At 60.9% G+C, this 22,447-nt stretch carries 22 protein-coding genes; 14 read left to right on the top strand and 8 right to left on the bottom strand.

Annotated elements, in window-relative coordinates:
• Positions 1-68: 68 nt before the first annotated feature.
• The 9 genes from FBZ99_RS23100 to FBZ99_RS23060 all read left to right on the top strand — a co-directional run bounded on the left by FBZ99_RS23100 (position 69) and on the right by FBZ99_RS23060 (position 8,087).
• Complete coding sequence (locus FBZ99_RS23100; RefSeq protein ID WP_113354643.1) at positions 69-335, top strand: type II toxin-antitoxin system Phd/YefM family antitoxin; 267 nt, start codon at positions 69-71, stop codon at positions 333-335.
• Positions 332-601 carry a hypothetical protein gene (locus FBZ99_RS33595; protein ID WP_246661178.1) on the top strand — a complete coding sequence of 90 codons (270 nt, stop codon included), beginning with the start codon at positions 332-334 and terminating at the stop codon, positions 599-601. The genes FBZ99_RS23100 and FBZ99_RS33595 overlap by 4 nt, the downstream gene beginning before the upstream one ends.
• A 434-nt stretch (positions 602-1,035) precedes the next feature.
• Positions 1,036-2,244, top strand: coding sequence for a glycosyltransferase family 4 protein (locus FBZ99_RS23090; protein ID WP_145635035.1), 1,209 nt, complete (start codon positions 1,036-1,038; stop codon positions 2,242-2,244).
• Positions 2,245-2,259: 15 nt separating this feature from the next.
• Complete coding sequence (locus tag FBZ99_RS23085; protein WP_145635033.1) at positions 2,260-3,249, top strand: NAD-dependent epimerase/dehydratase family protein; 990 nt, start codon at positions 2,260-2,262, stop codon at positions 3,247-3,249.
• Between the two features lie 207 nt (positions 3,250-3,456).
• Entirely contained in the window at positions 3,457-4,410 is a 954-nt protein-coding gene (locus FBZ99_RS23080; RefSeq protein ID WP_113354646.1) for an N-acetylglucosamine kinase, read from the top strand.
• Positions 4,407-5,273, top strand: coding sequence for an amino acid ABC transporter permease (locus tag FBZ99_RS23075; RefSeq protein WP_145635031.1), 867 nt, complete (start codon positions 4,407-4,409; stop codon positions 5,271-5,273). The genes FBZ99_RS23080 and FBZ99_RS23075 overlap by 4 nt, the downstream gene beginning before the upstream one ends.
• Positions 5,270-6,058 carry an amino acid ABC transporter ATP-binding protein gene (locus FBZ99_RS23070; RefSeq protein WP_145635029.1) on the top strand — a complete coding sequence of 263 codons (789 nt, stop codon included), beginning with the start codon at positions 5,270-5,272 and terminating at the stop codon, positions 6,056-6,058. Before FBZ99_RS23075 ends, FBZ99_RS23070 begins: the two co-directional genes overlap by 4 nt.
• 62 nt (positions 6,059-6,120) lie before the next feature.
• Positions 6,121-7,011, top strand: a complete 891-nt coding sequence (locus FBZ99_RS23065; RefSeq protein ID WP_113390920.1) for an ABC transporter substrate-binding protein — start codon at positions 6,121-6,123, stop codon at positions 7,009-7,011.
• A 68-nt stretch (positions 7,012-7,079) separates the two neighbouring features.
• Complete coding sequence (locus FBZ99_RS23060; protein WP_145635027.1) at positions 7,080-8,087, top strand: SIS domain-containing protein; 1,008 nt, start codon at positions 7,080-7,082, stop codon at positions 8,085-8,087.
• Between the two features lie 5 nt (positions 8,088-8,092).
• Here the strand turns inward: FBZ99_RS23060 and FBZ99_RS23055 are convergent, their stop codons facing one another.
• The 6 genes from FBZ99_RS23055 to FBZ99_RS23030 form a co-directional block, all read right to left on the bottom strand.
• Entirely contained in the window at positions 8,093-9,181 is a 1,089-nt protein-coding gene (locus FBZ99_RS23055; protein WP_145635025.1) for an ROK family protein, read from the bottom strand.
• 246 nt (positions 9,182-9,427) lie between these two features.
• Positions 9,428-10,195: an SDR family NAD(P)-dependent oxidoreductase gene (locus FBZ99_RS23050; RefSeq protein WP_113354650.1), complete on the bottom strand. Its 768-nt coding sequence runs from the start codon at positions 10,193-10,195 to the stop codon at positions 9,428-9,430.
• A gap of 149 nt (positions 10,196-10,344) precedes the next feature.
• Entirely contained in the window at positions 10,345-11,106 is a 762-nt protein-coding gene (locus FBZ99_RS23045; RefSeq protein WP_145635021.1) for an ABC transporter ATP-binding protein, read from the bottom strand.
• Positions 11,103-12,143 (bottom strand): FecCD family ABC transporter permease, encoded by a 1,041-nt coding sequence (locus tag FBZ99_RS23040; RefSeq protein ID WP_113390891.1) that lies wholly within the window; start codon positions 12,141-12,143, stop codon positions 11,103-11,105. The genes FBZ99_RS23045 and FBZ99_RS23040 overlap by 4 nt, the downstream gene beginning before the upstream one ends.
• Complete coding sequence (locus FBZ99_RS23035) at positions 12,140-13,171, bottom strand: ABC transporter substrate-binding protein (protein WP_442966503.1); 1,032 nt, start codon at positions 13,169-13,171, stop codon at positions 12,140-12,142. Before FBZ99_RS23035 ends, FBZ99_RS23040 begins: the two co-directional genes overlap by 4 nt.
• A 165-nt stretch (positions 13,172-13,336) precedes the next feature.
• On the bottom strand, positions 13,337-13,870 hold the full coding sequence (locus FBZ99_RS23030) for a GNAT family N-acetyltransferase (protein ID WP_113390893.1): 534 nt from the start codon (positions 13,868-13,870) through the stop codon (positions 13,337-13,339).
• Between the two features lie 203 nt (positions 13,871-14,073).
• On the opposite strand from FBZ99_RS23030, the gene FBZ99_RS23025 reads away from it, so the two are divergent.
• From FBZ99_RS23025 to FBZ99_RS23015, 3 genes are all read left to right on the top strand, one after another.
• The gene (locus FBZ99_RS23025) at positions 14,074-14,547 is read left to right on the top strand and encodes a VOC family protein (RefSeq protein ID WP_145635017.1); all 474 of its coding nucleotides are present in this window, start codon (positions 14,074-14,076) and stop codon (positions 14,545-14,547) included.
• Between the two features lie 522 nt (positions 14,548-15,069).
• A complete protein-coding gene (locus FBZ99_RS23020) occupies positions 15,070-16,191 on the top strand; it encodes an efflux RND transporter periplasmic adaptor subunit (RefSeq protein ID WP_233788749.1) in 1,122 nt (373 codons plus the stop codon).
• 9 nt (positions 16,192-16,200) lie between these two features.
• Entirely contained in the window at positions 16,201-19,281 is a 3,081-nt protein-coding gene (locus FBZ99_RS23015; protein WP_145635015.1) for an efflux RND transporter permease subunit, read from the top strand.
• A 71-nt stretch (positions 19,282-19,352) separates the two neighbouring features.
• Here FBZ99_RS23015 and FBZ99_RS23010 read toward each other — a convergent pair whose 3' ends face one another.
• Entirely contained in the window at positions 19,353-19,937 is a 585-nt protein-coding gene (locus FBZ99_RS23010) for a tyrosine phosphatase family protein (protein WP_145635013.1), read from the bottom strand.
• Positions 19,938-20,062: 125 nt separating this feature from the next.
• The gene (locus FBZ99_RS23005; protein ID WP_145635010.1) at positions 20,063-20,830 is read right to left on the bottom strand and encodes a metallophosphoesterase family protein; all 768 of its coding nucleotides are present in this window, start codon (positions 20,828-20,830) and stop codon (positions 20,063-20,065) included.
• A 129-nt stretch (positions 20,831-20,959) separates the two neighbouring features.
• Between FBZ99_RS23005 and FBZ99_RS23000 the strand changes: the two genes are divergently transcribed.
• Positions 20,960-21,661, top strand: coding sequence for an ArsR/SmtB family transcription factor (locus FBZ99_RS23000; protein WP_145635007.1), 702 nt, complete (start codon positions 20,960-20,962; stop codon positions 21,659-21,661).
• Positions 21,662-21,747: 86 nt separating this feature from the next.
• Entirely contained in the window at positions 21,748-22,443 is a 696-nt protein-coding gene (locus tag FBZ99_RS22995; RefSeq protein ID WP_113420118.1) for a GntR family transcriptional regulator, read from the top strand.
• The last annotated feature ends 4 nt before the right edge of the window (positions 22,444-22,447 follow it).

The raw sequence follows: 22,447 nt of genomic DNA, 5'->3' as shown, positions 1-22,447 counted from the left end.
GCGTGCCTTGATTTCGCACGAATGCGCTCCAAGAAGAGGCCATAAGTGACCTCTTTTAGGGATTCGCCATGAAAACGATCAGCTTAAAGGATGCCAAGGCGTCATTTTCCCGTGTCATCGATCAGGCCGCGGCCGGTGAGTTCGTGACGATTACACGTCGCGGGCGCGCCGCGGCCGTCGTCGTCAGTGTGAGGGCGGCTGAGGCGGCAAGAAAGGTGATCCGGAGCGGTCGGCCGAGCCTTGTGCAATATCTGAAGACCTTTCCGGCTGATCTCGATCCTACCGACGATGTTTTCTCAAGAAATCCCGCTCCCTCTCGCGAGGTCGATTTGTGAGCCTTCTTCTCGAGATCAACGCGATCTCCATGTTCGCCCCGTCCATGGCAAGTGCATGGAAATCTTCTGCCGAATGGGTGATTGAACAGGATCGGCGGCACGCGACCTATCTTTCCGCGTTGACTATCCACGAGATCGAAAAGGGCATTCGGTCAATGGAAGCAAAAGGTGCGAAGACAAGGGCAGCGGGGATTCACGCCTGGCTACAAGGGCTAATTGCCGGGTATGGTGATCCCATCCTGCCCGTCGAAGGATGTCGCGCTTGAATCCGGGAGGCTCGAGGCGAAGGCGGTCATCGCCGGGCATGATCCAGGCGCGGCGGATGCCGTCATCGCGGGAACGGCAAGTGTTCATAGGCTCGTCGTGATCACAGCCAATCTCAAACACTTCCCGCCGTTTCACATTCCCGTCCAGTCGCCGGACCAAATCGCGCGCTAATGCTCCGGTTTTGAATAGAGCGTCCTGGCAATTGCAAAAGCAGCAAGTTGGAGCACATGGCTTGGTAAGCATGCGCTACCGGCATTTCCCTCTCATGCATCGAAGAGATCCTGTGGATTCAACCTGAAAGCGGGATGCTCTCGTGCGAATGGATGAATTGAAAAAGCGCTGCGTTAGGGCGCTTTATGTATCGGGCGCGAAACGTAAGAGGACGGTTTCTTTCGCCGCGTCGGGTTAATGCCATAGGCGAGTTGCTGGTCTCATGCGTCTCATACTTGTCAATGATGTTTCGATCGTTCGCGGTGGCGCGACCAAGGTGGCGCTGCAATGTCTCGAGGCAAGCAGGGATGCCGGGCTGACATGCGCCATGCTGGTCGGTGATGATGGTGAGGGCCTCAAGCCGCGCTTTGCCGATATCCGCACGGTCGCGCTGGGCGAGCGCGCCCTTCGGGAAGGCCCGGCGACCGTCGATATCCTCGCGAAGAACTACAATCGGCGGGCCTATGAGGCGATGGAGGGCCTGCTTCGGGAATCGGATGAGGAAACCGTTGTCCATGTACATGGCTGGTCGCAGATCCTCTCGCCCTCGATTTTCTATGCGCTTGCCAGGCATCGGGTCAAAGTCATCGTCACGGCGCATGATTTCTTCCTGACCTGCCCGAATGGCGGCCTTATCAATTTCCGCAGCGGCGAGGTTTGCGACATCAAGCCGCTATCTCTCGCCTGTCTGACGACCAATTGCGACAAGCGCAGTTATCTCCATAAGCTTTGGCGCTTCCGCCGCACCCTGACACAGCAGGGGGTCGGCGAGAGGTTCTGGAGCCAGGTGGGCATCGTCCTGGCGCATGAGAGCATGGAGGCATTTCTACGCACTGGCCCCTTCCGGCATTTCACGACGCTGCGCACGCCGACGCAGCCATTGACGCCGGCGCCCGTCGAGGCGTGGCGCAACCGCCGCACTGTTTTCCTCGGTCGCATGTGCTGGGAAAAAGGGGTTCAGACACTGGCGGACGCGCTCAACAAGACGGGCAGGACGGCAACGCTGATCGGGCGTGGGCCATTGCTAGCCGAGATGCGGCGGCTGTTGCCGCATTGCCATGTGCCTGGCTGGCTAAGCGACGAAGAGGTGAGCGAGATCGCTGGCACAGCGCGCGTTTTCGTCATGCCGTCGCGCATGCCGGAGCCTTACGGCCTGGTCGCCGCCGAAGCATTGATGTCCGGCATCCCGGTCATCGTCAGCAGCAATGCGTTGATCGCGGCGGAGGTCGAGGAGAATGGCGCCGGCCTGGTTTTCGATAGCGGCGATGCGGATTCGCTGGCCGAGAAATTGATGGCGACGGATGACGACCGATTGATGCGGCGGCTGAGCGAAGGGGCATTGGCCCTTGGCCGCCGCATCGCGCCGAACAGGGCGGAATGGGGGCGCCGCATGGTGGATATCTATCTGGGACGGGGCGATTTTTCCGCATAGTGGTTGGGGGAGACGATGGCACGCGCATTGGTGACTGGTGGTTGCGGTTTCGTGGGCCGGCATCTTGTCCGGCGGCTTCTTGCCGAGGGCTTGGATGTCGTCTGCGTCGATTCCCTGGTCGCGGGAACGGGCGCGCTGCATCCGGAACTGTGGCAGCGGCTTCGGCGTTCCCGCTTCACCTTTTGCGAAGAGGATTGCCGGACGTTCTTCGCACGGCCTCCCGAGCATTTCGACTATGTCTTCCATCTGGCCGCGCTCGTCGGCGGTCGCTTGACGCTCGAGACGCGCGCGCTCGACGTCGCCGAGGATCTGGCGGTCGATGCGGAACTGTGGCAATGGGCATCGCGCGCCAAACCCGGTTCGGTCATATTTTTCAGCTCCAGCGCGGCCTATCCGGTGTCGCTACAGACCGTCGCCAATCATCGGCTGCTGTCGGAGGAGATGATCAATTTCGACGCCGCCGTCGGTGTCCCCGATCTCAGCTATGGCTGGGCAAAATTGACCGGCGAATATCTGATGAAACTCTATGTCGAACGCTACGGCCGGCGGGCCATCGCCTACAGGCCGTTCAGCGGCTATGGCGAGGATCAGGATCTTGCCTATCCTTTCCCGGCGATCTGCCGCCGCTTGCTTGCGGAAAAGGGCGCTCCCGAGGTCTTCGTCTGGGGCTCGGGCCGTCAGTGCCGGGATTTTATCCACATCTCGGACTGCATCGACTTCATCTGGCGGACCAGGGAGTTGCTTCCAGACGGGGCAAGCCTCAATCTATCGACCGGCACCGCGACTTCCTTCATCGAACTCGCCGAGACGATCAGTCGGCGGATCGGCTGGCAGCCGGCTGTCAGCGGGCGATCGAATCATCCGGAAGGTGTCTTTTACCGTTGCGGCGACACGGCCCTGCAACGCTCCTACGGACTGACCCCCACGGTCGGTCTGGAGGAGGGGATTGCGCGCATGCTCGCATATCTTCAGGCCGAGCAGGCGTCATACGCAGTCGCCATTTGACCCCATACCCAATCATGGTTGTCACGTCCCGTCGATGAGGTCCGGGGCTGACCGGTTGTGCCCCATCTGAATTCGGCGGCCCACCGCGATCGCTCAGGCCACGCGTCAATTCGACCTCGGGATCATCCACCGATCTGACGAACCGCGAAATAGTGCTTGCGCGTCTCTTATAATTAGGTAAGTTACCTAACAAATGGATCGGGACGCATGATTGCTGGAATTGATATTGGTGGAACCAAAACGCAGCTCATCGCCGAGATGAATGGCGAAACCGTTGGCGAAAGAGTCGTCCACACGGCTGAATGGCGCGCTCGCGTCGATCATGATGCGGATGCGCGGGCCCTCGTTTCGCTGCTTGTGGCGACGACCGGAGCCATCCCAAAGATCACGGTCGTCGGCGCGCATGGCTGCGACAGCGACGAGGATCGGCTTGGGCTGCAAGCAAGGCTCGCCCGGCACTTGCCCGGCGCCGTGCTGGTCCTCAACGACTCCGAGCTGTTGCTGCCGGCGGCGGGCAAGTCGACTGGCATTTCCGTCATCAGCGGCACCGGTTCAATTGCGGTCTCGCGCGATGCCGCGCGCAGGATGATCGCATCCGGCGGGTGGGGGTGGTATCTGGGCGACGAAGGAAGCGCGAGCGGTCTTGTGCGGGAAGCGGCCCGGACTATCCGATTTGCGCTAGACCAGGGCCAACCGCTTGATCTCCTTGGTCGCAGCCTCATCGAGGCCCTTGCGATATCGTCGCCGATAGAGATCGGGCGGGCGTTGGGCGAGATCGGATCGGCAGCCGGCATAGGCCGCTTCGCGCCGCTCGTATTCGAGGCGGCGGATGCCGGTTCGCGATATGCCAACAAGGTCATCACGGAGGCGGGTGCCTCCCTTGCCAAGCTCACCGCGCAATTGCTGGAACGTGGCGCGCCGCGTGGCGATGTCGTTACCGGCGGCGGCGTCATTGCCCGTCAGCCGCGGCTTCTGGCGGCCTTCAAGACCGCCCTCAGTGACCGCTTGCCCGATCTGACGCTGACCCTTCTCGACGAGCCGCCGGTGGCGGGGGCATTGGTGCTCGCCCGCAAGCTCAGTCGTGGTGACCTGCCGGCCACCTTGCCGCCGCCGCATCTCGACGGCGAGCTGAAAACCGCTGATGATTGGAGAGCCGCATGACCTCCCGGAAGATCATTCCCGCACGAAACTGGGGGCAGAGATTGATCGCGGTCGTGCTGATCGCTGTCGTCGTATTGCTGGCGTTCATGGTCGCCACCAGCCGTCACATCGCCTGGTCGGCCATACCGCAATATATCTTCGACGAGACGATCCTGGATGGGGTCAAGCTGACCATCCTGTTCACCGTCTTGTCGATGATCATCAGCATCGTTGCCGGCGCCATCCTTGCCACGATGCGGCTCGCGTCCAATCCGGTGCTGTCCGGTTTCGCGAGCCTCTATATCTGGTTCTTCCGCGGCACGCCGCTGCTGGTTCAGATCATCTTCTGGTTCAACATCCAGCTCTTCATACCGAGTATCGATGTCGGATCGATTCATATCGACACCAACTCGATCGTCACGGCTTTCGTCGCGGCGCTTCTTGCCCTCAGCCTCAATGAGGCGGCCTATATGGCGGAGATCATTCGCGGCGGACTGCTCGCCGTCGATAGCGGCCAGCATGAGGCCGGCAAGGCGCTCGGTTATACGCCCGCCCAATCGATGCTGCGCATCATCTTTCCCCAGGCGCTTCGCGTCATCATCCCTCCGATCGGCAACCAAACGATCTCGATGCTGAAGACGACCTCACTCGTCTCCGTCGTTGCGGCCCAGGACCTGCTGACGCGCGCGCAGAACATCTATGCCAGGAACTTCCTGATCATCGAACTGCTGATCGTTGCCAGCATCTGGTACCTCGTGATGACCACGATCGCCTCCGCCATCCAGCTCGTCATCGAGAGCCGGCTTGGAAAATCCACGAACCAGGCGCCTGGCCTCCTGCAAGGCGCCCTGCGCCTCATGGGCGCGGAAGGGAGAAACGGATGAGTGCTCCTGCAACATCGTCCTCGGCAAGGGCCCTCGTCCAGGCGATCGACGTCCACAAATCCTTCGGTTCGCTCGAAGTGCTGAAGGGCATCAATCTCTCCGTCGACAAGGGCGAGGTCGTCTGCCTGCTCGGTCCCTCGGGAAGCGGGAAATCGACCTTCCTCAGATGCATCAACCACCTGGAGCGAATGACGGCGGGCCGCATTCTCGTCGACGGCCAGTTGATCGGCTATCACGAGCGCGGCGATGCCCTGCACGAGATGAGCGGCAAGGAGCTGGCCGTGCAGCGGCGCGACATCGGCATGGTGTTTCAGCGCTTCAATCTTTTCGCTCACCAGGACGTGCTGACGAACATTTCGCAGCCGCCGATGCTCAATCGCGGCAAGTCGCGCGAGGAGGCTCTGGCCCGGGCGCGGGAGCTCTTGAAGATGGTCGATCTCGAAGGCCGCGGCAGCGCCTATCCCTATCAGCTCTCCGGCGGCCAGCAGCAGCGCGTGGCGATCGCCCGGGCATTGGCGATGAGCCCGAAGCTGATGCTTTTCGACGAGCCGACATCCGCGCTCGATCCCGAACTCGTCGGCGAGGTGCTGAACGTGATGCGCAAGCTCGCGGCGGACGGCATGACGATGATCGTGGTGACGCATGAGCTTTCCTTCGCTCGCGACGTCGCCGACCGTATCGTATTCATGGATCAGGGTGTCGTCGTCGAGGAAGGGTCGGCGCGCGACGTGCTCGACAATCCGCGGCAGGAAAGAACCCAGGCGTTTTTGAGACGGATGCACTGACTGGCAGGCACCGCGACAAGGCCGCACGTCCTTCACGTGCACGAGCAAAAAGGGGAATGACAATGACAGGGAAGACAAAGCTGACAATCACCTTCGCCTTGGCGACCATGCTCGCGAGCTCCACGGCCTGGGGCGCGGGCGTCGACCAGAAACTGCACGCCATGCTGCCCGAAAAGATCCAGTCCTCGGGGGAGATCAAGGTCGGGACGGAACCGCAGACACCGCCCTACGATTTCTACGGCGAGGACAATAAGACGATCATCGGCCTCGAACGCGATCTTCGCGACGAGATGGGCGCGCGTCTCGGCGTTAGGTTTACCGACGTGCCGGCGCAGTTCGCCAGCATCATCCCCGGCATCCAGGCCGGCCGTTTCGATATGGGCATGTCCGCCTTCGGCGATTTTGCCGAGCGCGAGAAGATCGTCGATGTCGTCAACTACATGCTCGAGGGCACCAGCATCATCGTGCTGGAGGGCAATCCGAAGGGCGTGCACAAGCTGAAGGACGCCTGTGGGCTCAATGCCGGCGCGGTCCAAGGCTCGATCCCGCTTCAGCTCCTGGACAAGCAGAAGACGCTTTGCCCGGCCGATAAGCCGCTCAACGTCATGCAGTTTCCCTCGAACGACCAGATCAAGATCGCGCTGCAGAGCGGTCGCGTCGATCTTTCCATGGATACGACGGGCGTCGCGGCCTACAGCCTCCAGCATCAGCCGGCGGGTAACAAGAAACTGGAGCTCGTGACCGGTGCCCAATATGCGGTGGGCTACCAGGCAATGCTCGTCGGCAAGGATGATCCGAAGCTGCGCGATGCGCTGGCGGCCACCATGCAGTCGATGATCGACGACGGCTCCTATGCCAAGATCTTCGAGAAATGGGGCCTTGGCGAGAACAAACTCGACAAGGTCACCATCAACGATGCGGCGCGCTTCGCCGACTACATGAAGCTGGATTGAGATCGGCCAATCCTCAGGCGGCCGCTACTTACGCGGCCGCCATTCCTTGTAACGAAATGGGAATGATCATGACAGACAGAGTGCCTTACCGCGAAGCGATCGCATTGCAGCCCGCTGCCCTCAATACCTGCTTCAATACCGTCTCCAAACGGCTCGAAACGCTCGACCTGGAGCCGGTAAGGCGTGGACCGACGGTCCTCGTCGGGATCGGCGCCAGCCTCTATGCGGCCGTCGTCGCCGCCGCGCAGATGCGCGCTCAGGGCCTACGCGCCTTCGCCCTGCCGGGTACCGATCTCCATGACCCATCCGTCGATGCCGGCGAGGCCTATATCGCTTTTTCCGCCTCCGGCCGCAGCGAAGAGCCGGCGCGCGCGATGGAGCTCCGTCCCAACGCCCATTCCTATGGTATCGCCAAGGCGGACTGCACGCCGATTTCGCGGGTCGTGAAGCATATGATCGCAACCGAGAGCGGCGCGGATAGCGGTCCGAATACGACAAGTTATCTCGGATCGCTTCTGAGCGCGGCCTTGCTCATCGACAAGGCCGGTCGCCCGTCCGGCGCGAATTGGCGGGAGCTTTCAGGTCGCGCCGAGGCCGTATTAACCGAAACGCGCGCCCAGGCCGACAAGGGAGCCAAGTTGCTGGCCGGCAAGACGTCAATCGATTGCGTTGGTGCGGGCACGGCACTCGGCACGGCCGGCTATGCCGCGCTCCTGATCCGCGAGGCCGCGCGCGTCGCCGCCCAGGATTGGGATACGCTGAACTTTCTCCATGGGCCGATGGAGCCGAACGACAGGGATAGCGGCGTGCTGTTGTTCGGCAACGGTCGCGAGGTGAAGCTGGCGCGCGATCTCGCCGGCTTCGGCATTCCCTCCGTCCTCGTCACCGCGCGGACCGATATCGCGGATGCCGACAATCTCGTCGTCATCCATGTGCCGGCCTTCTCCGAAGGCATTGGCGATGCCATTCTGCAGGCAATTCCCGCGCAGTTGCTGATCGCGACGCTCTCGGAGGATGCCGGCCTGCCGGTCTGCGAATTCCGCTACCGTCAGACCGATACCAAACGCGACATGTGAACCTCTCAGATGCTGATGCGACCCACGGTCAGCGCATTCGGATAAAGGAAGGCGGCCTTGCCTTCCTCTCCTAAAAGTCTCGCCATGGCGAAGTCGATGGCGAGGCGCACGGCGCCAAGAACGGTCGCCTGGTTCGATAGCTGGCCATTGACCACTTCCACAGGCCAGCACAATTCCCTCACCACATCCCTCACGCCCGGCAGCAATTGCGGGTTCTGCCCGACGCCACCGCCAAGCACGATCAGTTGCGGATCGAGCACGCTGACGCAGGCGGCGGCCAGGTTTCCGACATCGCGGGCGTGCTGCTCGACAATGGCGCGTGCCGTGCGGGATTGTTCCATGCGGGCAAAAAGCTCGCTGGTGCTTTTCGGCGGCGCACCTTCGTTTTCGGGCCAATCTAGCGCCGCGCGCTCGAGAAGGGCCGTGGATCCCATATAGGTTTCCACTTGCTGCCATTTCGGCCGCTCATGTTGCGACCACGGAAAGGGCAGGTGGCCGATTTCGCCGGCGCCACCCTTGAAGCCCCGGAAAAGCCGGCCGTCCAGCACGATGCCCATGCCGGTCTTCACGCCGATCTGCATGTAGATCGCGAAGGAATACTGTTTTGCCGATCCCTCGTGATATTCGGCAAGGGCAGCGCAGTTGACGTTGTTTTCAAGCAATACGGGCGCGGCGTAGATGGCCTGCAAATGTTCCAGAACGGGTATCAAGGTTTCGCGGCCGGACATTCTCTCCAGCGATGCGGAAATGATGTTCGGCAGGGCGATCGCGATTGCGCGCAACGGCGTCGATCGTGCTTCGAACTGGGAAAGCAATCGTGCGACGACATCTTCTATCAGACGAAACCGTTCATCGGCGGATTTGTCGACAAGCGGCATTTCGACGGTCGCGAGTGTTGTCCCGTCGAGGCCGCGGGCAATGGCGTTGATATGGGTCGTGCCGCAATCGACGCCGACGACGAAGCCCGCCTTTGGCCCTAGACCGTAGGTGACGGAGGTTCGTCCGATCGAGCCGCGATTGATGCCGACCGGCGCGAGCAGGTCGTGCCGTTCAAGTTCGCTAACGGCCGCCGACATGGTGGGTTTCGAAAACATCAGCGCCGCGCTTAATTGCGGTCTGGTCGCGGGGCCGCTGCTCGCGATGGTTCGCAGCACCGCCCGCGCGCTCTCCGTCAGCGGCGGCGCGTCAATTCCGGTCTGTTGCCAAGCTGTACTCAAAGGACACCCGGGGCAGTGAAGTCATTCGTAAAGCTCCCTTACCATCGGTGTCATGAAATTGACAGTCATATCCTATTGAAAAATATCGATCTGCTCGCATGATCGCATGCGGGTGCCTTTCTGTCAGATGGCGGTAAAGCCATTATCGACGAAGAGGTGGATGCCGTTGACGAAGTTGGACTCGTCGGAGGCCAGATAGAGAGCGGCGCGTGCCACATCCTCGGGCTCGCCGATGCGCCCTTGCTGGGCCGCGATCACCGCATCCGAGACATCGACGCCGAGAGCCTGCAGCTCCGCAACCTCGCGCAGCCCGTGCGGCGTGCGGATGAAACCGGGACAGACGGCGTTGCAGCGGATATTGCGATCGCGGAATTCGACGGCGATGGCGCGGGCGAACATATGCACCGCTCCCTTCGTCGTGTCATAGAGCACCTCCATCGGGGTCGCCGCGACGGCGGAGATCGACGAGGTGCAGACGATGGAGCCGCCGCCGGCGGCGATCATGCCCGGCAGCACCGCCTTGGTCACCAGGAACATCGAACGGACGTTGACGCCGTGCAGCCACTCCCATTCCTCGAGCGTCGTTTCGAGGAATGGCTTGATGACGATGGTGCCGGCATGGTTGAACAGTACGGTGACGGCGCCAAAGCGGCCCTCGATGTCCTTGACCGCGGCATTGACGGCCGCTTCATCCGAAACATCGGCAACCCAATGATCGGCGATGCCGCCGGCATCGCGGATTTCGCGCGCGGTCTGTGCCGCCGCATCGCCATTTCTGTCGATGATCGCGACCTTCGCGCCTTCGGCCGCGAAAAGGCGGGAGGCCGCACCGCCCATGCCGGTGGCGCCGCCCGAAATGATGGCGATCTTGCCCTTGAGCCTGTCTGTCATGTGTTCCCCCATCCGCCGCGTGTCCAGGACCGGCGCCTGGCGATCTTCTTGCGATGCCCTTCGAAACGCTCGAGCCCGCCGAGCTTATCGCGAAAGATGCGCTCGGTTCCATGGTGAGGCAAGGGCAATCAGGGGCGTTCCGGATTATCTCATCGCAGATAGTGAATATGCGGCCGGGAGTGGTGAGGAGAGGCTTCGATCCTTGCCTCGACAGCAAAGACGGTTCTCAGCAGATCTTCGGTCAGCACGGATTCCGGGGTGCCGGAGGCGACTATCCTGCCTTGCTGCATGACAATCAATTCATCGCAGAACATGGCGGCATGATTGAGATCGTGAAGAGCGATGATGCTGGTGACCGGCAGGTCGGCGACCAGCCGCATCAGGCTGATCTGATGCTGGATATCGAGGTGGTTGGTCGGCTCGTCGAGGATCAGTTCCTTCGGCGCCTGTGCCAAGGCGCGTGCGATGTGGGCGCGCTGCTTTTCGCCACCCGACAGGCTCTGCCATCGGTCGTTGCGTTTCGCCCTCATGCCGGCGCGTGCGAGAGCATCTTCGACCGCCTCGTCATCTGCCGACGTCCAGCCGGAAAACATCGAGCGATGCGGAAACCGGCCGAGCTTCACGACATCGATGACCTTGAGATTGGCGTTGGTGGTGCTGTGCTGCTCGACGAAGGCGATGCGCCTTGCGATCGAACGGCGGGACATCCGTCGCAGATCCTTCTGTTCGAGCGTGATGCGACCGGAATTCGGCCGTTTCAAGCCGGCAAGCAGACGCAGGAGCGAGGTCTTGCCGGAGCCGTTCGGTCCAAGCAGGCCGAGCATCTTGCCCGCGGGCGCCTCGAAGGAGACCCCGTCGAGTACGGTCTTTGTGCCGATTTTCCAGATGACGTTGTCGGCCTTGATGCTCATGATGCGCGCTGGAACCGGTAGAGAATGATAGAGAAGAAGGGAACGCCCACCAGCGCCGTGACCACTCCGATCGGCAGAACCTGCTGAGGGATGAGGGCGCGCGAGGCGATATCCGCCAGCACCATGAAGATCGCTCCGACAATGGCGCAGGCCGGCAGCAGCCGGATGTGGAGCGGGCCGACGAAGAAGCGGGCCGCATGCGGCACGACGAGACCGACAAAACCGATCGATCCGACCATGCTGACGATCGTTGCCGTCATCATCGCGGTCAGCGCGAAGAGCCAGATCCGCGCCCGCCCGACATTGACGCCGAGAGACGACGCGGCCTCGTCGCCAAAGGCGAACGCATCCAGCACGCGTGCATAGAGCAGGCAAGCCACGAGGCCGAAACCGACAATGGTCGCGACCAGCATGAATTCCGGCCAGCGGACACCACCGAAACTGCCGAGCAGCCAGAACATCACATCCCGTGCCTGCTGCGCGTTTCCCGACGTCGTCACGATATAGGATGTCGCAGCATTGAACAGCTGGGAGGCGGCGACACCGGCAAGGATCGTGCGGTCGGCGCCGCCTCGCGTGCCGTTCGAAAGCAGAGCGACGAAGAAGAAGGCCGCGAACGCGCCGGCGAAGGCACCAGCCGAAAGGGAAACCGCGCCCGCGCCGATATTGAGTATGACGATCGCGACCGCGCCGGTCGAAGCGCCCGCCGAGATGCCGAGCACATAGGGTTCGGCAAGCGGGTTGCGAAGGAGCGACTGCATGATCGCGCCCGAGAGCGCCAGGCCCGCTCCACAGAAAGCGGCCACGAGCGCCCGGCTGAGGCGATAGTCCCAGATCACCGTTTCGTGGATGCGGTTAAGTTCGATCCCCGTCCATCCCAGCCTGTTGGTGATGGCATGGAAGGTCGTCGAAAGCGGGATCGGCAGATCACCGATACCGACGCTGACGCCGATCGTCAGGCTGATCGCCGCGAGAGAGGCAAAAAGCAGCAGGCCGATGATGGCGAGCTGCCTCAGGGTTCGATACACGTCGGTCACTTCAGAAGACCAAGCGCCTTCAGCTGCTGGGCGACCTGCTCGGCGCCATAGATCGTCCGGATGGTCGGATTCATGGCCTGGCCGTCCATGACGACAATCGCCTTGTTCTTGACCGCGGCTAGCTGGCTGACGGCGGGATCGGTGGTCAGGAACTTGATCTTGGCTTCAGGCTTGTCGAGCTCCCAGCGATTGCGGTCGAGGCTGGCGACGACGATGACGTCCGGATTGGCGGCTATGATGCTCTCCCAGCCAAGCGTCGGCCACTCCGCTTCGGTGGTAATGGCATTGCGGCCGCCAAGCAGGTCGGCGATATAACCCGAGGGGCTGTTTTTGCCGCCGACATAGGCATCCGCGGATGGCGACGGGCTGGAGAACCAGAAGACATAGGAGAGCTTCTTGCCATCCTTCGGCGCATTCGCGCGCAGTGCCTCTTCCCGCTTTTTGAAATCCGCGATCAGCGCCTGGCCCTTGTCGCGGACATCGAAAATCTGCGAGAGTTCGTCGATTTCCTGGTAGAGCGTGCTCATGTTCCAGACCTGGCTGCGGGCGGCATTGCCGTATTTATCCTGAGAGGCGCCCTGGGCCGGGCAGATGCTGGGGGAAACATAGGTGGGAATATTGAGCTTTTCGAAGTCCTCGCGCTTTGCCACCTTGCTGCTCGGTCCCATCAGGGTCGGCAGCGCGGCAGTGACGAAGTCAGGATTTTCCGAGAGGATCGATTCAAAGGTCGGGAATTCGACCGTCAGCAGCTTGACCTTGGAATTGGCTTCCGCGAGCTGCGGCAGAACCTTGTTGGGCCAGAAGGCGGTGCCGACCATTTTGTTTTCGAGGCCGAGCAAAAGAAGAATTTCGGCACTGTTCTGTCCAAGCCCGATCGCGCGTTCCGGAGCCTTCTGGAACGTGACCTTGGTGCCGCAATTGTCGATGGTCAGCGGATAGCTGGTGGAGGCAGCGGAAGCTGCCGTTGCGGCAAAGGTGAGCGCCGCGCAAAGAGCTGAAACGGTCAAAACTGATTTCAATATCGTCACGAATATATCCCGGTGGCTATGGTCAGCGCGATCGGACGAAAGCGCCCGCGCGATATAGCCTCGTCGCCCGGTCACAAACAAGAGGAAAAAAGTCATATTATTTTGCGCTGCGAGCATTTGTAAACTTTGCCCGCCATGCATTTCCGACAGAAGACGTATTTTTCATCAGCTCCGGTTGGCTGTGTCATCCTCGCGTCTGGGTCTGGAAAGGAGAAGGCGGTTCATCTCTGGAACGAAGCGAACCATTCTGAAGCCTGCCATCTCCAGGATTTTCCTTGAGGCTGTATTGTCAGGATGGGCAAAGGCGCGGACCTCTCGAATCCGCAGTTCCCGGTCCGCCAGCCGCAACGCCGCCGTGACCAATTCCGATGCATATCCGCATCCCCAGGCATCCCGATGGAAGAAATATCCGATTTCGCAGCCCCAGCCTGGTTCAAACGGATCGTCGTATAGGCCGCCCCAGCCGATGATTTTTGCATCATCCTTTCTGATCACCGTCCAGGGTGCATATCCGTCGCGTCGACGCCGCCATTCATGAACGGCGACCCTGCGACGGCAGGCGGCAGGTGTCGCGTCCACATGAGTGTGCCTCATGGCTTCGCGGTCGCCGAGAAATTCGAACAAGTTGGCGGTATCGGACAGAAGCGAAGGGCGGAGCAGCAGCCGCGGCGTTTCGATCTGCGAGCCGATGTTCCTCATATGATTTCGCCTTTCATATGCGAATGTTTCACGAAGCGAACGGCAGGCCGACATGGCCGAGCCATCAAACCGCCCCGTCGGATGTAGAGGCTACGACAGGAAACCACTCATTGCCCAGCCGAAATGGCATTGAAGAGGGTGGAGAAATGCGATTGGGTGCCTATTTCAATGATCGGGAAATGGAGAGCAGGAGGACCGGAATAATGGCAAAGAATACGATTTGCTTGTGGTACGACAAGGACGCGGAGGCCGCCGCCAAGTTTTATGTCGAGACTTTTCCAGATAGCGCCATGGGCGCCGTGATCCGCGCGCCGGGAAACTATCCGGAGGGCAAGCAGGGCGACGTGCTGGTCGTGGAATTCACGGTCGCCGGTATCTCCTGCGTCGGCCTGAATGGCGGCCCGGTGTTCAAGCACAATGAAGCCTTTTCGTTTCAGATCTACACCGAGGATCAGGCAGAGACGGATCGCTATTGGAACGCCATTGTCGGCAATGGTGGCCAGGAAAGCGAATGCGGCTGGTGCAAGGACAAATGGGGCGTCTCCTGGCAGATCACGCCGCGTATTCTGATGGAGGCGCTTCGCGAGGGCGGCGATCAGGCGAAGCGCGCTTTCGATGCGATGATGACCATGAAGAAGATCGATGTGGCAGCGATCGACGCGGCCCGGCGTGGCTGAGGACTGAAACGGCTTGCCCAGCACCCATCCCATCCCAAGGTTGCCGAGTCATGGTGATCTGGGATGAGGGGCGTGCGCGGGGCTATGATTGCTTTTATTCAAGACTCCATTAAATATGCGCTCAGGCATATGAAATCGGCTGTTGTGGATCGGATAATAACAACTTATCCTTGATCGAATGCAGAGGCAGGCCAATGGCGGTTGACTGGTGAGGTTTACAGAGGATGGCCGCACGGAACGCCGCCAGCTGGAATCATTGCAAGGTCACCGCTGTCTTCAGTGGGCGACCTGCACGACCGCGTAATGAAGGCCTTGGCCAAGGAATTTGGCTGACCGAACCTGCCAGTCCCCACAAAAGTCGCTTCCGATGCAAAGATTGGCCTCGGGCTGTCATGTGCTTGCGACTGCTTCGGTGCCTGCGGGTTTCCGGGAGGATTGCCGTGAAATCCCGTCACGCCGACGCCATCAGAATTCCTCCCGTCCTGTTCCCGAAGAGTAGAGCTGACACTCATGATAAAACGCATGATCATCATGCTGATCATCATAGGCCTGATCCTTGGCGGGATCTTCGGCTTCCAGGCATTCAAGAACCGCATGATCGCGGCCTATCTGGCTAATCTCAAGTCGCCACCGCAGACAGTCTCGACAATCACGGCGGCTATGAGCCCGTGGCAGACGACGCTGCAATCGATCGGCAGCTTCAATGCCGTCGAAGGCGCCAATCTCTCGGCGCAGGTCCAGGGCATTGTCCAGAAGATCGGATTCGAGGATGGTCAGGACGTCAAGAAGGGCGATCTCATCGTGCAGCTGCTTGCCGATCAGCAGATCGCGACGCTGGAACAATACAAGGCGTCGATGACGAATGCGCAGATCGCCTATGAGCGCGATTCCAAGCTGATCAAGGCGAACACCATCGCGCAAAGCCAGGTCGACAGCGATCTGGCGAACTGGAAGGCGGCGCAGGCGCAGGTCGCGTCGCAGCAGGCGCTGATCGATCAATATTCGATCCGCGCTCCCTTCGATGGCCACCTTGGCATCAGGCTGGTCAGCCTCGGCCAGTATCTGCCTGCAGGAACCGCGGTTGTCACCTTGCAGTCGCTCGATCCGATCCAGTTCGATTTTTCGATGCCGCAACAGGCCCTGTCGCAGCTGAAGGTCGGACAGGCGGTGACAGCGACGGTGGATGCCTATGGAAATCAGACGTTCGACGGCAAGATCACGGCGATCAGCCCACTCGTCGATACCCAGAGCCGTAACATCACCATCCGGGCAACCTTCCCCAATCCCGATCGCAAGCTGTTGCCCGGCATGTTCGGCAACATAACTGTGGTGGTCGGGGATCCGAAGGAATACATCTCCCTGCCGCAGACAGCCGTCACCATCAACCCTTACGGCAATGTCGTCTATGTGGTGACCGACAAGGGCAACGGCGCGGATGGCAAGCCGCAGCTCGTCGCCAATCAGAAGTTCGTCAGCACGGGACAGGCCCGGGGCGACCAGATCTCGGTGACCAAAGGGTTGAACGCGGGCGAAGTGGTGGTGACCTCCGGCCAGCTGAAACTGAATAACGGCTCGCCTGTCATCATCAACAACGAGGTGCAGCCGTCGAACGATCCCAACGCGAACCCGGCAAATCCCAACTGAGGTGTGGCGATGAATATCACCGATATCTTCATCAAGCGCCCCGTTCTTGCTCTGGTGGTCAGCGCGTTGATTATCGTGATCGGCTACCAGTCGTTCCGTTCGCTAACCGTGCGGCAATATCCGCAGACCCAGAATGCCGTCGTCACGGTGACGACCACCTATCCCGGTGCGGCGCCCGACGTCATCGCCGGCTTCATCACGACACCGCTCGAAAACGCTATCGCCCAAGCCAACGGCATCGATTACATGACCTCGACGAGCACGAGCGGCACGTCGACGATCACCGTCAACCTTCGGCTTAACTACAGTGCCGATGCGGCGATGACCGAAATCAACGCCAAGGTATCCTCCGTTCTCAATCAATTGCCCACGGGCACGCAGCAGCCGATCATGACGGTCTCCATTGGCCAGTCGATCGACGCCATGTATATCGGCTTCCGAAGCGACGTTCTGGCCAGCAACCAGATCACCGACTATCTGACGCGCGTCGTCCAGCCGAAATTGCAGGCGGTCAACGGCGTTCAGACGGCCGAAATCCTCGGCGCGCGAACATTCGCCTTGAGAGCCTGGCTGCAGCCGGACAAGCTTGCCGCCTATGGCTTGTCGGCCGGCGATGTCTGGACCGCGCTTGGCGCCAACAACTATATCTCCGGCATCGGCACCACCCGCGGCCAGATGACACAGACGGTGCTGACGGCGCAGACCGACCTGCATTCCGTTGATGAATTCAAGGAAATGGTGGTCAAGCAGATCGGCAGCACGATCGTGCGGCTGAAGGATGTCGCGACCGTTGCCCTCGGGTCCCAGAATCCCGACGTCCAGATCGGCTTCGATGGGCAGGACGGCGTGTTCATGGGCATCCAGATCGCCCCGACAGCCAACCTGCTCGACGTGATCGCCGGCGTGCGCGCGGTGTTTCCAGGTATACAGCAGCAATTGCCGCAGGGGCTTGAAGGCTACATCGTCTACGATTCCAGCACTTTCGTTACCACCTCCATCGATGAAGTCGTAAAGAGCCTGGTCGAGGCTCTCGTGATCGTCATTTTCGTGGTCTTCGCCTTTCTCGGTTCACCGCGATCGGTTGCCATTCCCGTCGTCGCCATACCTCTGTCGCTGGTCGGCACTTTCGCGATGATGCTGATCTTCGGCTTCTCGATCAATCTTCTGACGCTGCTTGCCCTGGTTCTGGCGATCGGGCTCGTCGTCGACGATGCCATCATCGTGGTGGAGAATGTCAACCGTCACATCGAAGAGGGATCGACGCCCATGAGGGCGGCGCTGGACGCGGCGCATGAACTCGTCGGGCCGATCCTGGCCATGACGGTGGTGCTGATCGCCGTCTACGTTCCGATCGGTTTCCAGGGCGGCCTGACGGGTGCGCTGTTCACGGAGTTCGCCTTCACGCTTGTCGGCGCCGTTACCGTGTCGATGATCATCGCGCTGACGCTGACGCCAATGATGTGCTCGCGCATCCTGAAGCCGCATTTGACCGACCGCAGTGGCTGGGAAGAGCGTATCTCCGACTTCATCGACCGCCGCTTTTCGGAAATCCACCGGCCCTATGTGCGCATGCTGCACGGCAGCCTGAACACCGTGCCGGTGGCGTTGGTCTTCGCCGTGATCGTGCTTGGCAGCATCTATTTCCTCTATACCAGCGCCAAGACCGAGCTGGCTCCCAACGAGGACCAGGGCTTCCTGGCCGCGCAAGTGACGAACCCTCCCAACGCGACGCTTCAGCAAAAGCTGCTGAATTCCAACCAGGTCACCAAGATCTTCCGCAGCTTCCCCGAAACCGACAAGACCTTGCAGGTCGAGGTGCCGGGCACATCCTTCGAGGGCATGGTGCTGAAGCCCTGGGACCAGCGCACGAGAACGGCGGACCAGCTGCAGCCACTGGTGCAGGCCGATCTGGCGAAGATCGCCGGCGGACAGTCCGTGGTCTTCCAGATACCGCCGCTGCCCGGCGCCAGCGGTCTGCCGGTGCAGTTCGCCATCGGCAGCACCAGCGGCTTCGAGCAACTCAACGAGGTATCCACCGCCTTCCTGCAGGAAGCGCAGAAATCCGGCGAGTTCATCTTCCTGACGAAGGATCTTTACGTCGATAATCCGCAATATTCGATCCAGATCGATCGCAGCAAGGCCTCGGCCCTCGGCCTGTCCATGAACAATGTCGGTTCGGCGCTCGCCTCCATGCTGGGCGGCGGCTATGTCAACTACTTCAGTATCGACAACCGCTCGTATCAGGTCATCCCGCAGGTCGAGCAACGGTCGCGCCAGACCATCGATCAGATCATGAACTATCCGATCGCGAACGTGAACGGTAACAAGATCCCGCTTTCGGCGATCGCGACGGCGAAACTCCAGGCTACGCCGCGCTCGGTCGCGCATTTCCAGCAATTGAATTCGGCCACGATCTCCGGCGTGCCGGCGCCTGGTGTTGCCGTCGGCGATGCGCTGAATACATTGAAGTCGATCGCGGCACGGACGTTGCCGCAGGGCTACTCGGTCGACTATGGCGGGCAGTCGCGGCAATATGTGCAGGAATCGAGCGGCATGGCGACCACATTCGCGCTCGCCCTGATCATCGTGTTCCTGGCGCTTTCGGCGCAGTTCAACAGCTTCCGTGACCCGTTCATCATCCTCGTGTCGGTGCCGATGTCGATCGCGGGCGCGCTTGCCTTCATCAGCCTCGGCATCGGCGGCGCGTCGATGAACATCTATACGCAGGTCGGGTTGGTGACGCTGATGGGTCTGATCAGCAAGCACGGTATTCTGATCGTCGAGGTGGCAAACACGCTGCAGGCCGAGGGAAAGACCAAGCGCGAGGCGATCGAAGGTGCCTGCGGCATCCGCTTGCGGCCGATCCTGATGACGACGGGCGCCATGGTTCTGGGCGTCGTGCCGCTGATCCTGGCGACCGGAGCAGGAGCCGTCGCCCGCTTCAACATGGGCCTGGTGATCGCTGCCGGTCTTGCCATCGGAACGCTGTTCACGCTCTTCGTCGTCCCCGCGGTCTATATGCTGCTCGCCGCCGATCATCACAAGAAGGATGCACCGGAAACAGAACCAGAACCGGCTCCCGCGCATTGAGTGGGGGCTAGTCAAGATGGGTAACGAGGCTATCGTGCCGGCTGTCGGTCTTCAGGCGGGGGAGGCGATCCTTACGCGGGGATCGCCATATTGAGTTCTGCCTGACGTCCGAGATGCGTCATCCAGTCGACGAAATCGGGCCGGCTCTTGATCTGGCGACCGTAATGGCGGGCAAGCGCGGCCGTCAGATCGCCCTTTCGGCCGAGCTGTTCGTCGGCAAATCCGATCATCTGGGAGTTCGGCCAGGCCTGCGGACGGATGGCGACCAGACGAGCAAACAGGCTCTCACCGGGCTCATCAGGGTTTGCTTGCGCCATCAAGGACAGCATGGCGGCGGTCGACCGCGATACGCCCATGTGGCAATGCACCAGCAGATGACTCGAAGCCCCGGGATATTGTCGCGCCTGAAACTCGGAGCCGAATTTCAGGATGGCTTCGACATGCTCCGGCCGGGGCATGACCCGCCCCGGAGCCGTCGCGATGATATCGTGAAAACGAAGCGTCGTGCGATGATGCTCGGCATAGGAGTGGAAGACATCGAGCTCGGGATATTCCGGATCGAGGAGGGAAAGCACATGGGTGACGTTTCGCGCGCATTGATCGGGCAACTCCTCAATGCCACAAACCGTGAGTTCTGGAGAGAGAAGCACGCTCATTGTGATATCCTTCAAACCGGCTGGCGATTCCGCGGCGCTTCGATACGATATAGCGCCATCGCTCTGAAGTGAAAATGCTTTTCCCCCTGTTGCCACGAAGTGGCGCGGCGAGCCGTCCGCGCAGGCTAGGTCCTTGAAAACAAGACGACCTGCGTTTTGATCTCTTCTTCGTCCATCTCCAGGATACGATAGCCGAATGTCCCCGTATCGGCCGTGAGACGTTCGGATTGCTTGACGATCTGATAGGAGACCGCTGGCGAGACATATTGCGTGATGTTTGCCTCCCGGGCTTCGTCGGTCATGTGGTAGTGACCGCAGAACAGGGATATCCGGCGATCCATGCCGATCAGAAGCGATCTGACCTCGTCCCGATCGCGCAGGGCTGCCCCGGTTCGATCTATCGGCGTGTCGAGCGGCAGGATCGGATGATGCAGGAAGATCGCGGCCTGCCTCACACCTTCGAGTTCGCGGGCGAGCCACCCGCGCTGGCCGTCGCCGACGACGTTGTCGGACGTATCGAGGAAAATCCGTTTCAGATGCGGATCTTGCTGCGAGTAGCAAAGTTTCCCAGCCACGGTAGCGCCGCTCATGTCGTGGTACGGCGCGACATCGCCGTAGGTATCGTGATTGCCGAGAATGAGCGACACATCGAAGGCATGGGCGCGCAGATGCTCGAAAAAGCCGCCGACCGAGCACGCGGTGCCGATATCGCCGCCGAAGACGATCTTGGAAATACCCCGGCGGGCGATATCGCTGAGGACCAGGCGCAGATGCTGCTCGTGCTGTCGCGGTGTATTCTCATAGCCCATTTTGTCGCCGGGGATTTCGGTCTTGGTGATCAGCTTCTGGCCGAGATGGGTGTCGGTGAAAAAGGCGAGGATGGTCTTTGTCATGGGTCGGTTCCGCGGCAATTGCTTGAGCGGTCAGTCTAGGACGGCGATCTGCCCCAATGTTTCGACATGGGTCGAAGCATGCGAACTATTTCGATGTTATGATGCAGCCTGATGTGGAGAGGCCTAGACATGACGACCCAGCCGAACATAGCAGCCGTTGCCTTTCTGATTGCCGATCCCGCGCGGGCCGCCATATTGTCGGCGCTCCTCGATGGCCGGGCGCGGCCAGCCGGCGAGCTCGCCCATGCGGCCGGCGTGACGGCACAGACAGCCAGTTCGCATCTCGGTAAATTATTGGCCGGCGAGCTGCTGGCCGTGGAAGCCGCGGGGCGGCATCGATATTACCGTCTCGCCGGTTCCCATGTCGCGCTGGCGCTCGAGACCCTCGCCTCCATCGGCCCGGCGCAATCCGTGCGAAGAAAGCCGTTGACCCGGGATGCGCGGAAGCTTCGGTTCGCGCGTTGCTGCTATGATCATCTGGCCGGCCGCGTTGGGATCGCCCTAACCCATGGATTGGTGGAGCAGGGGTTCCTTGTCGCGGCCGAAAAGAAGCGGTTCGAACTCACGCCTGATGGTGCGAAGTGGTTCGACCGCATGGGCATGAACACGGCCAGCATCAGACCCACGCGCCATGGGCTTGCCCGGCAATGCCTCGATTGGACGGAGAGAGAACATCATCTTGCTGGACCGCTTGGCGTTCATTTGACCAAGTTCCTCTTGGCGAAGGGTTGCATACGGCGGGCGCCTTCGTCCCGGGCCGTTGACGTCACGCCGAAAGGTTGGAAGGTGTTGAAGGAGCATTTCGGCATTGACGAGCAAGCCTTGCTCTGACGGGCGCTCTCCCGCATTGACTTCATTTCGACAATGGATGATTTTGGTACGCCATATTATGGTATCCGAAGATCGAGGGTCTGGAAATGAATGACGATGCGCATGGCGCCGCGATTCGCGTGGAGCGTCCGACGAAGACGTTGCGGGAGCTCGCCCTCGACAAGGTGCGAGAGGCGATCATCAACGGCTATTTCCGACCGGGCGACCGCCTGGTCGAACGCGATCTTTGCGCTCAGCTCGGCGTCAGCCGCACGATCGTGCGAGAGGTGTTGCGCCATCTCGAATCCGAAGGCCTCGTCGCCAACCTTCCGAACAAGGGGCCGATCGTCGCGCAGCTCAATCATGACGAAGCCAAGCAGATCTACGAGATCCGCGCCGCGCTCGAAGGGATGGCGGCACGGCTTTGCGCCGAGCAGAACAACCCCGCGATCGCGGATGCCCTGGACAAGTCGCTCGAGGACATAAGGCATAGCTACCGCGAGAAGGACATGGCCGGCGTGCTCGCCCACACATCGTCCTTCTATCAGACGCTGTTCAGCATGGTCGACCGCCATGTGGCCTGGGGCGTCGTCAACCTTCTGACCGTGCGCATCAATCACCTGCGCTCCATGACGATCAAGACGCAAGATCGCGATGTTCAAGGACCCGCGCAGATGGCGCGTATCGTCGATGCTATCAGGCGCGGCGACGGCGACGGCGCCTATCAGGCGGCGATGGATCATGTCGCCAGCGCAAGCGCCATCGCCCAGGCCGTGCTTTCCGGGCGGCGGCCGATCGATTGATTTC

Origin of the sequence: Rhizobium sp. ERR 1071 (assembly GCF_007828675.1) — a bacterium.
In the GTDB taxonomy this organism is placed as follows: domain Bacteria; phylum Pseudomonadota; class Alphaproteobacteria; order Rhizobiales; family Rhizobiaceae; genus Rhizobium; species Rhizobium dioscoreae.
The sequence above is the reverse complement of the archived record's forward strand: the minus strand, read 5'-3'. Positions and strand labels throughout refer to the sequence as shown.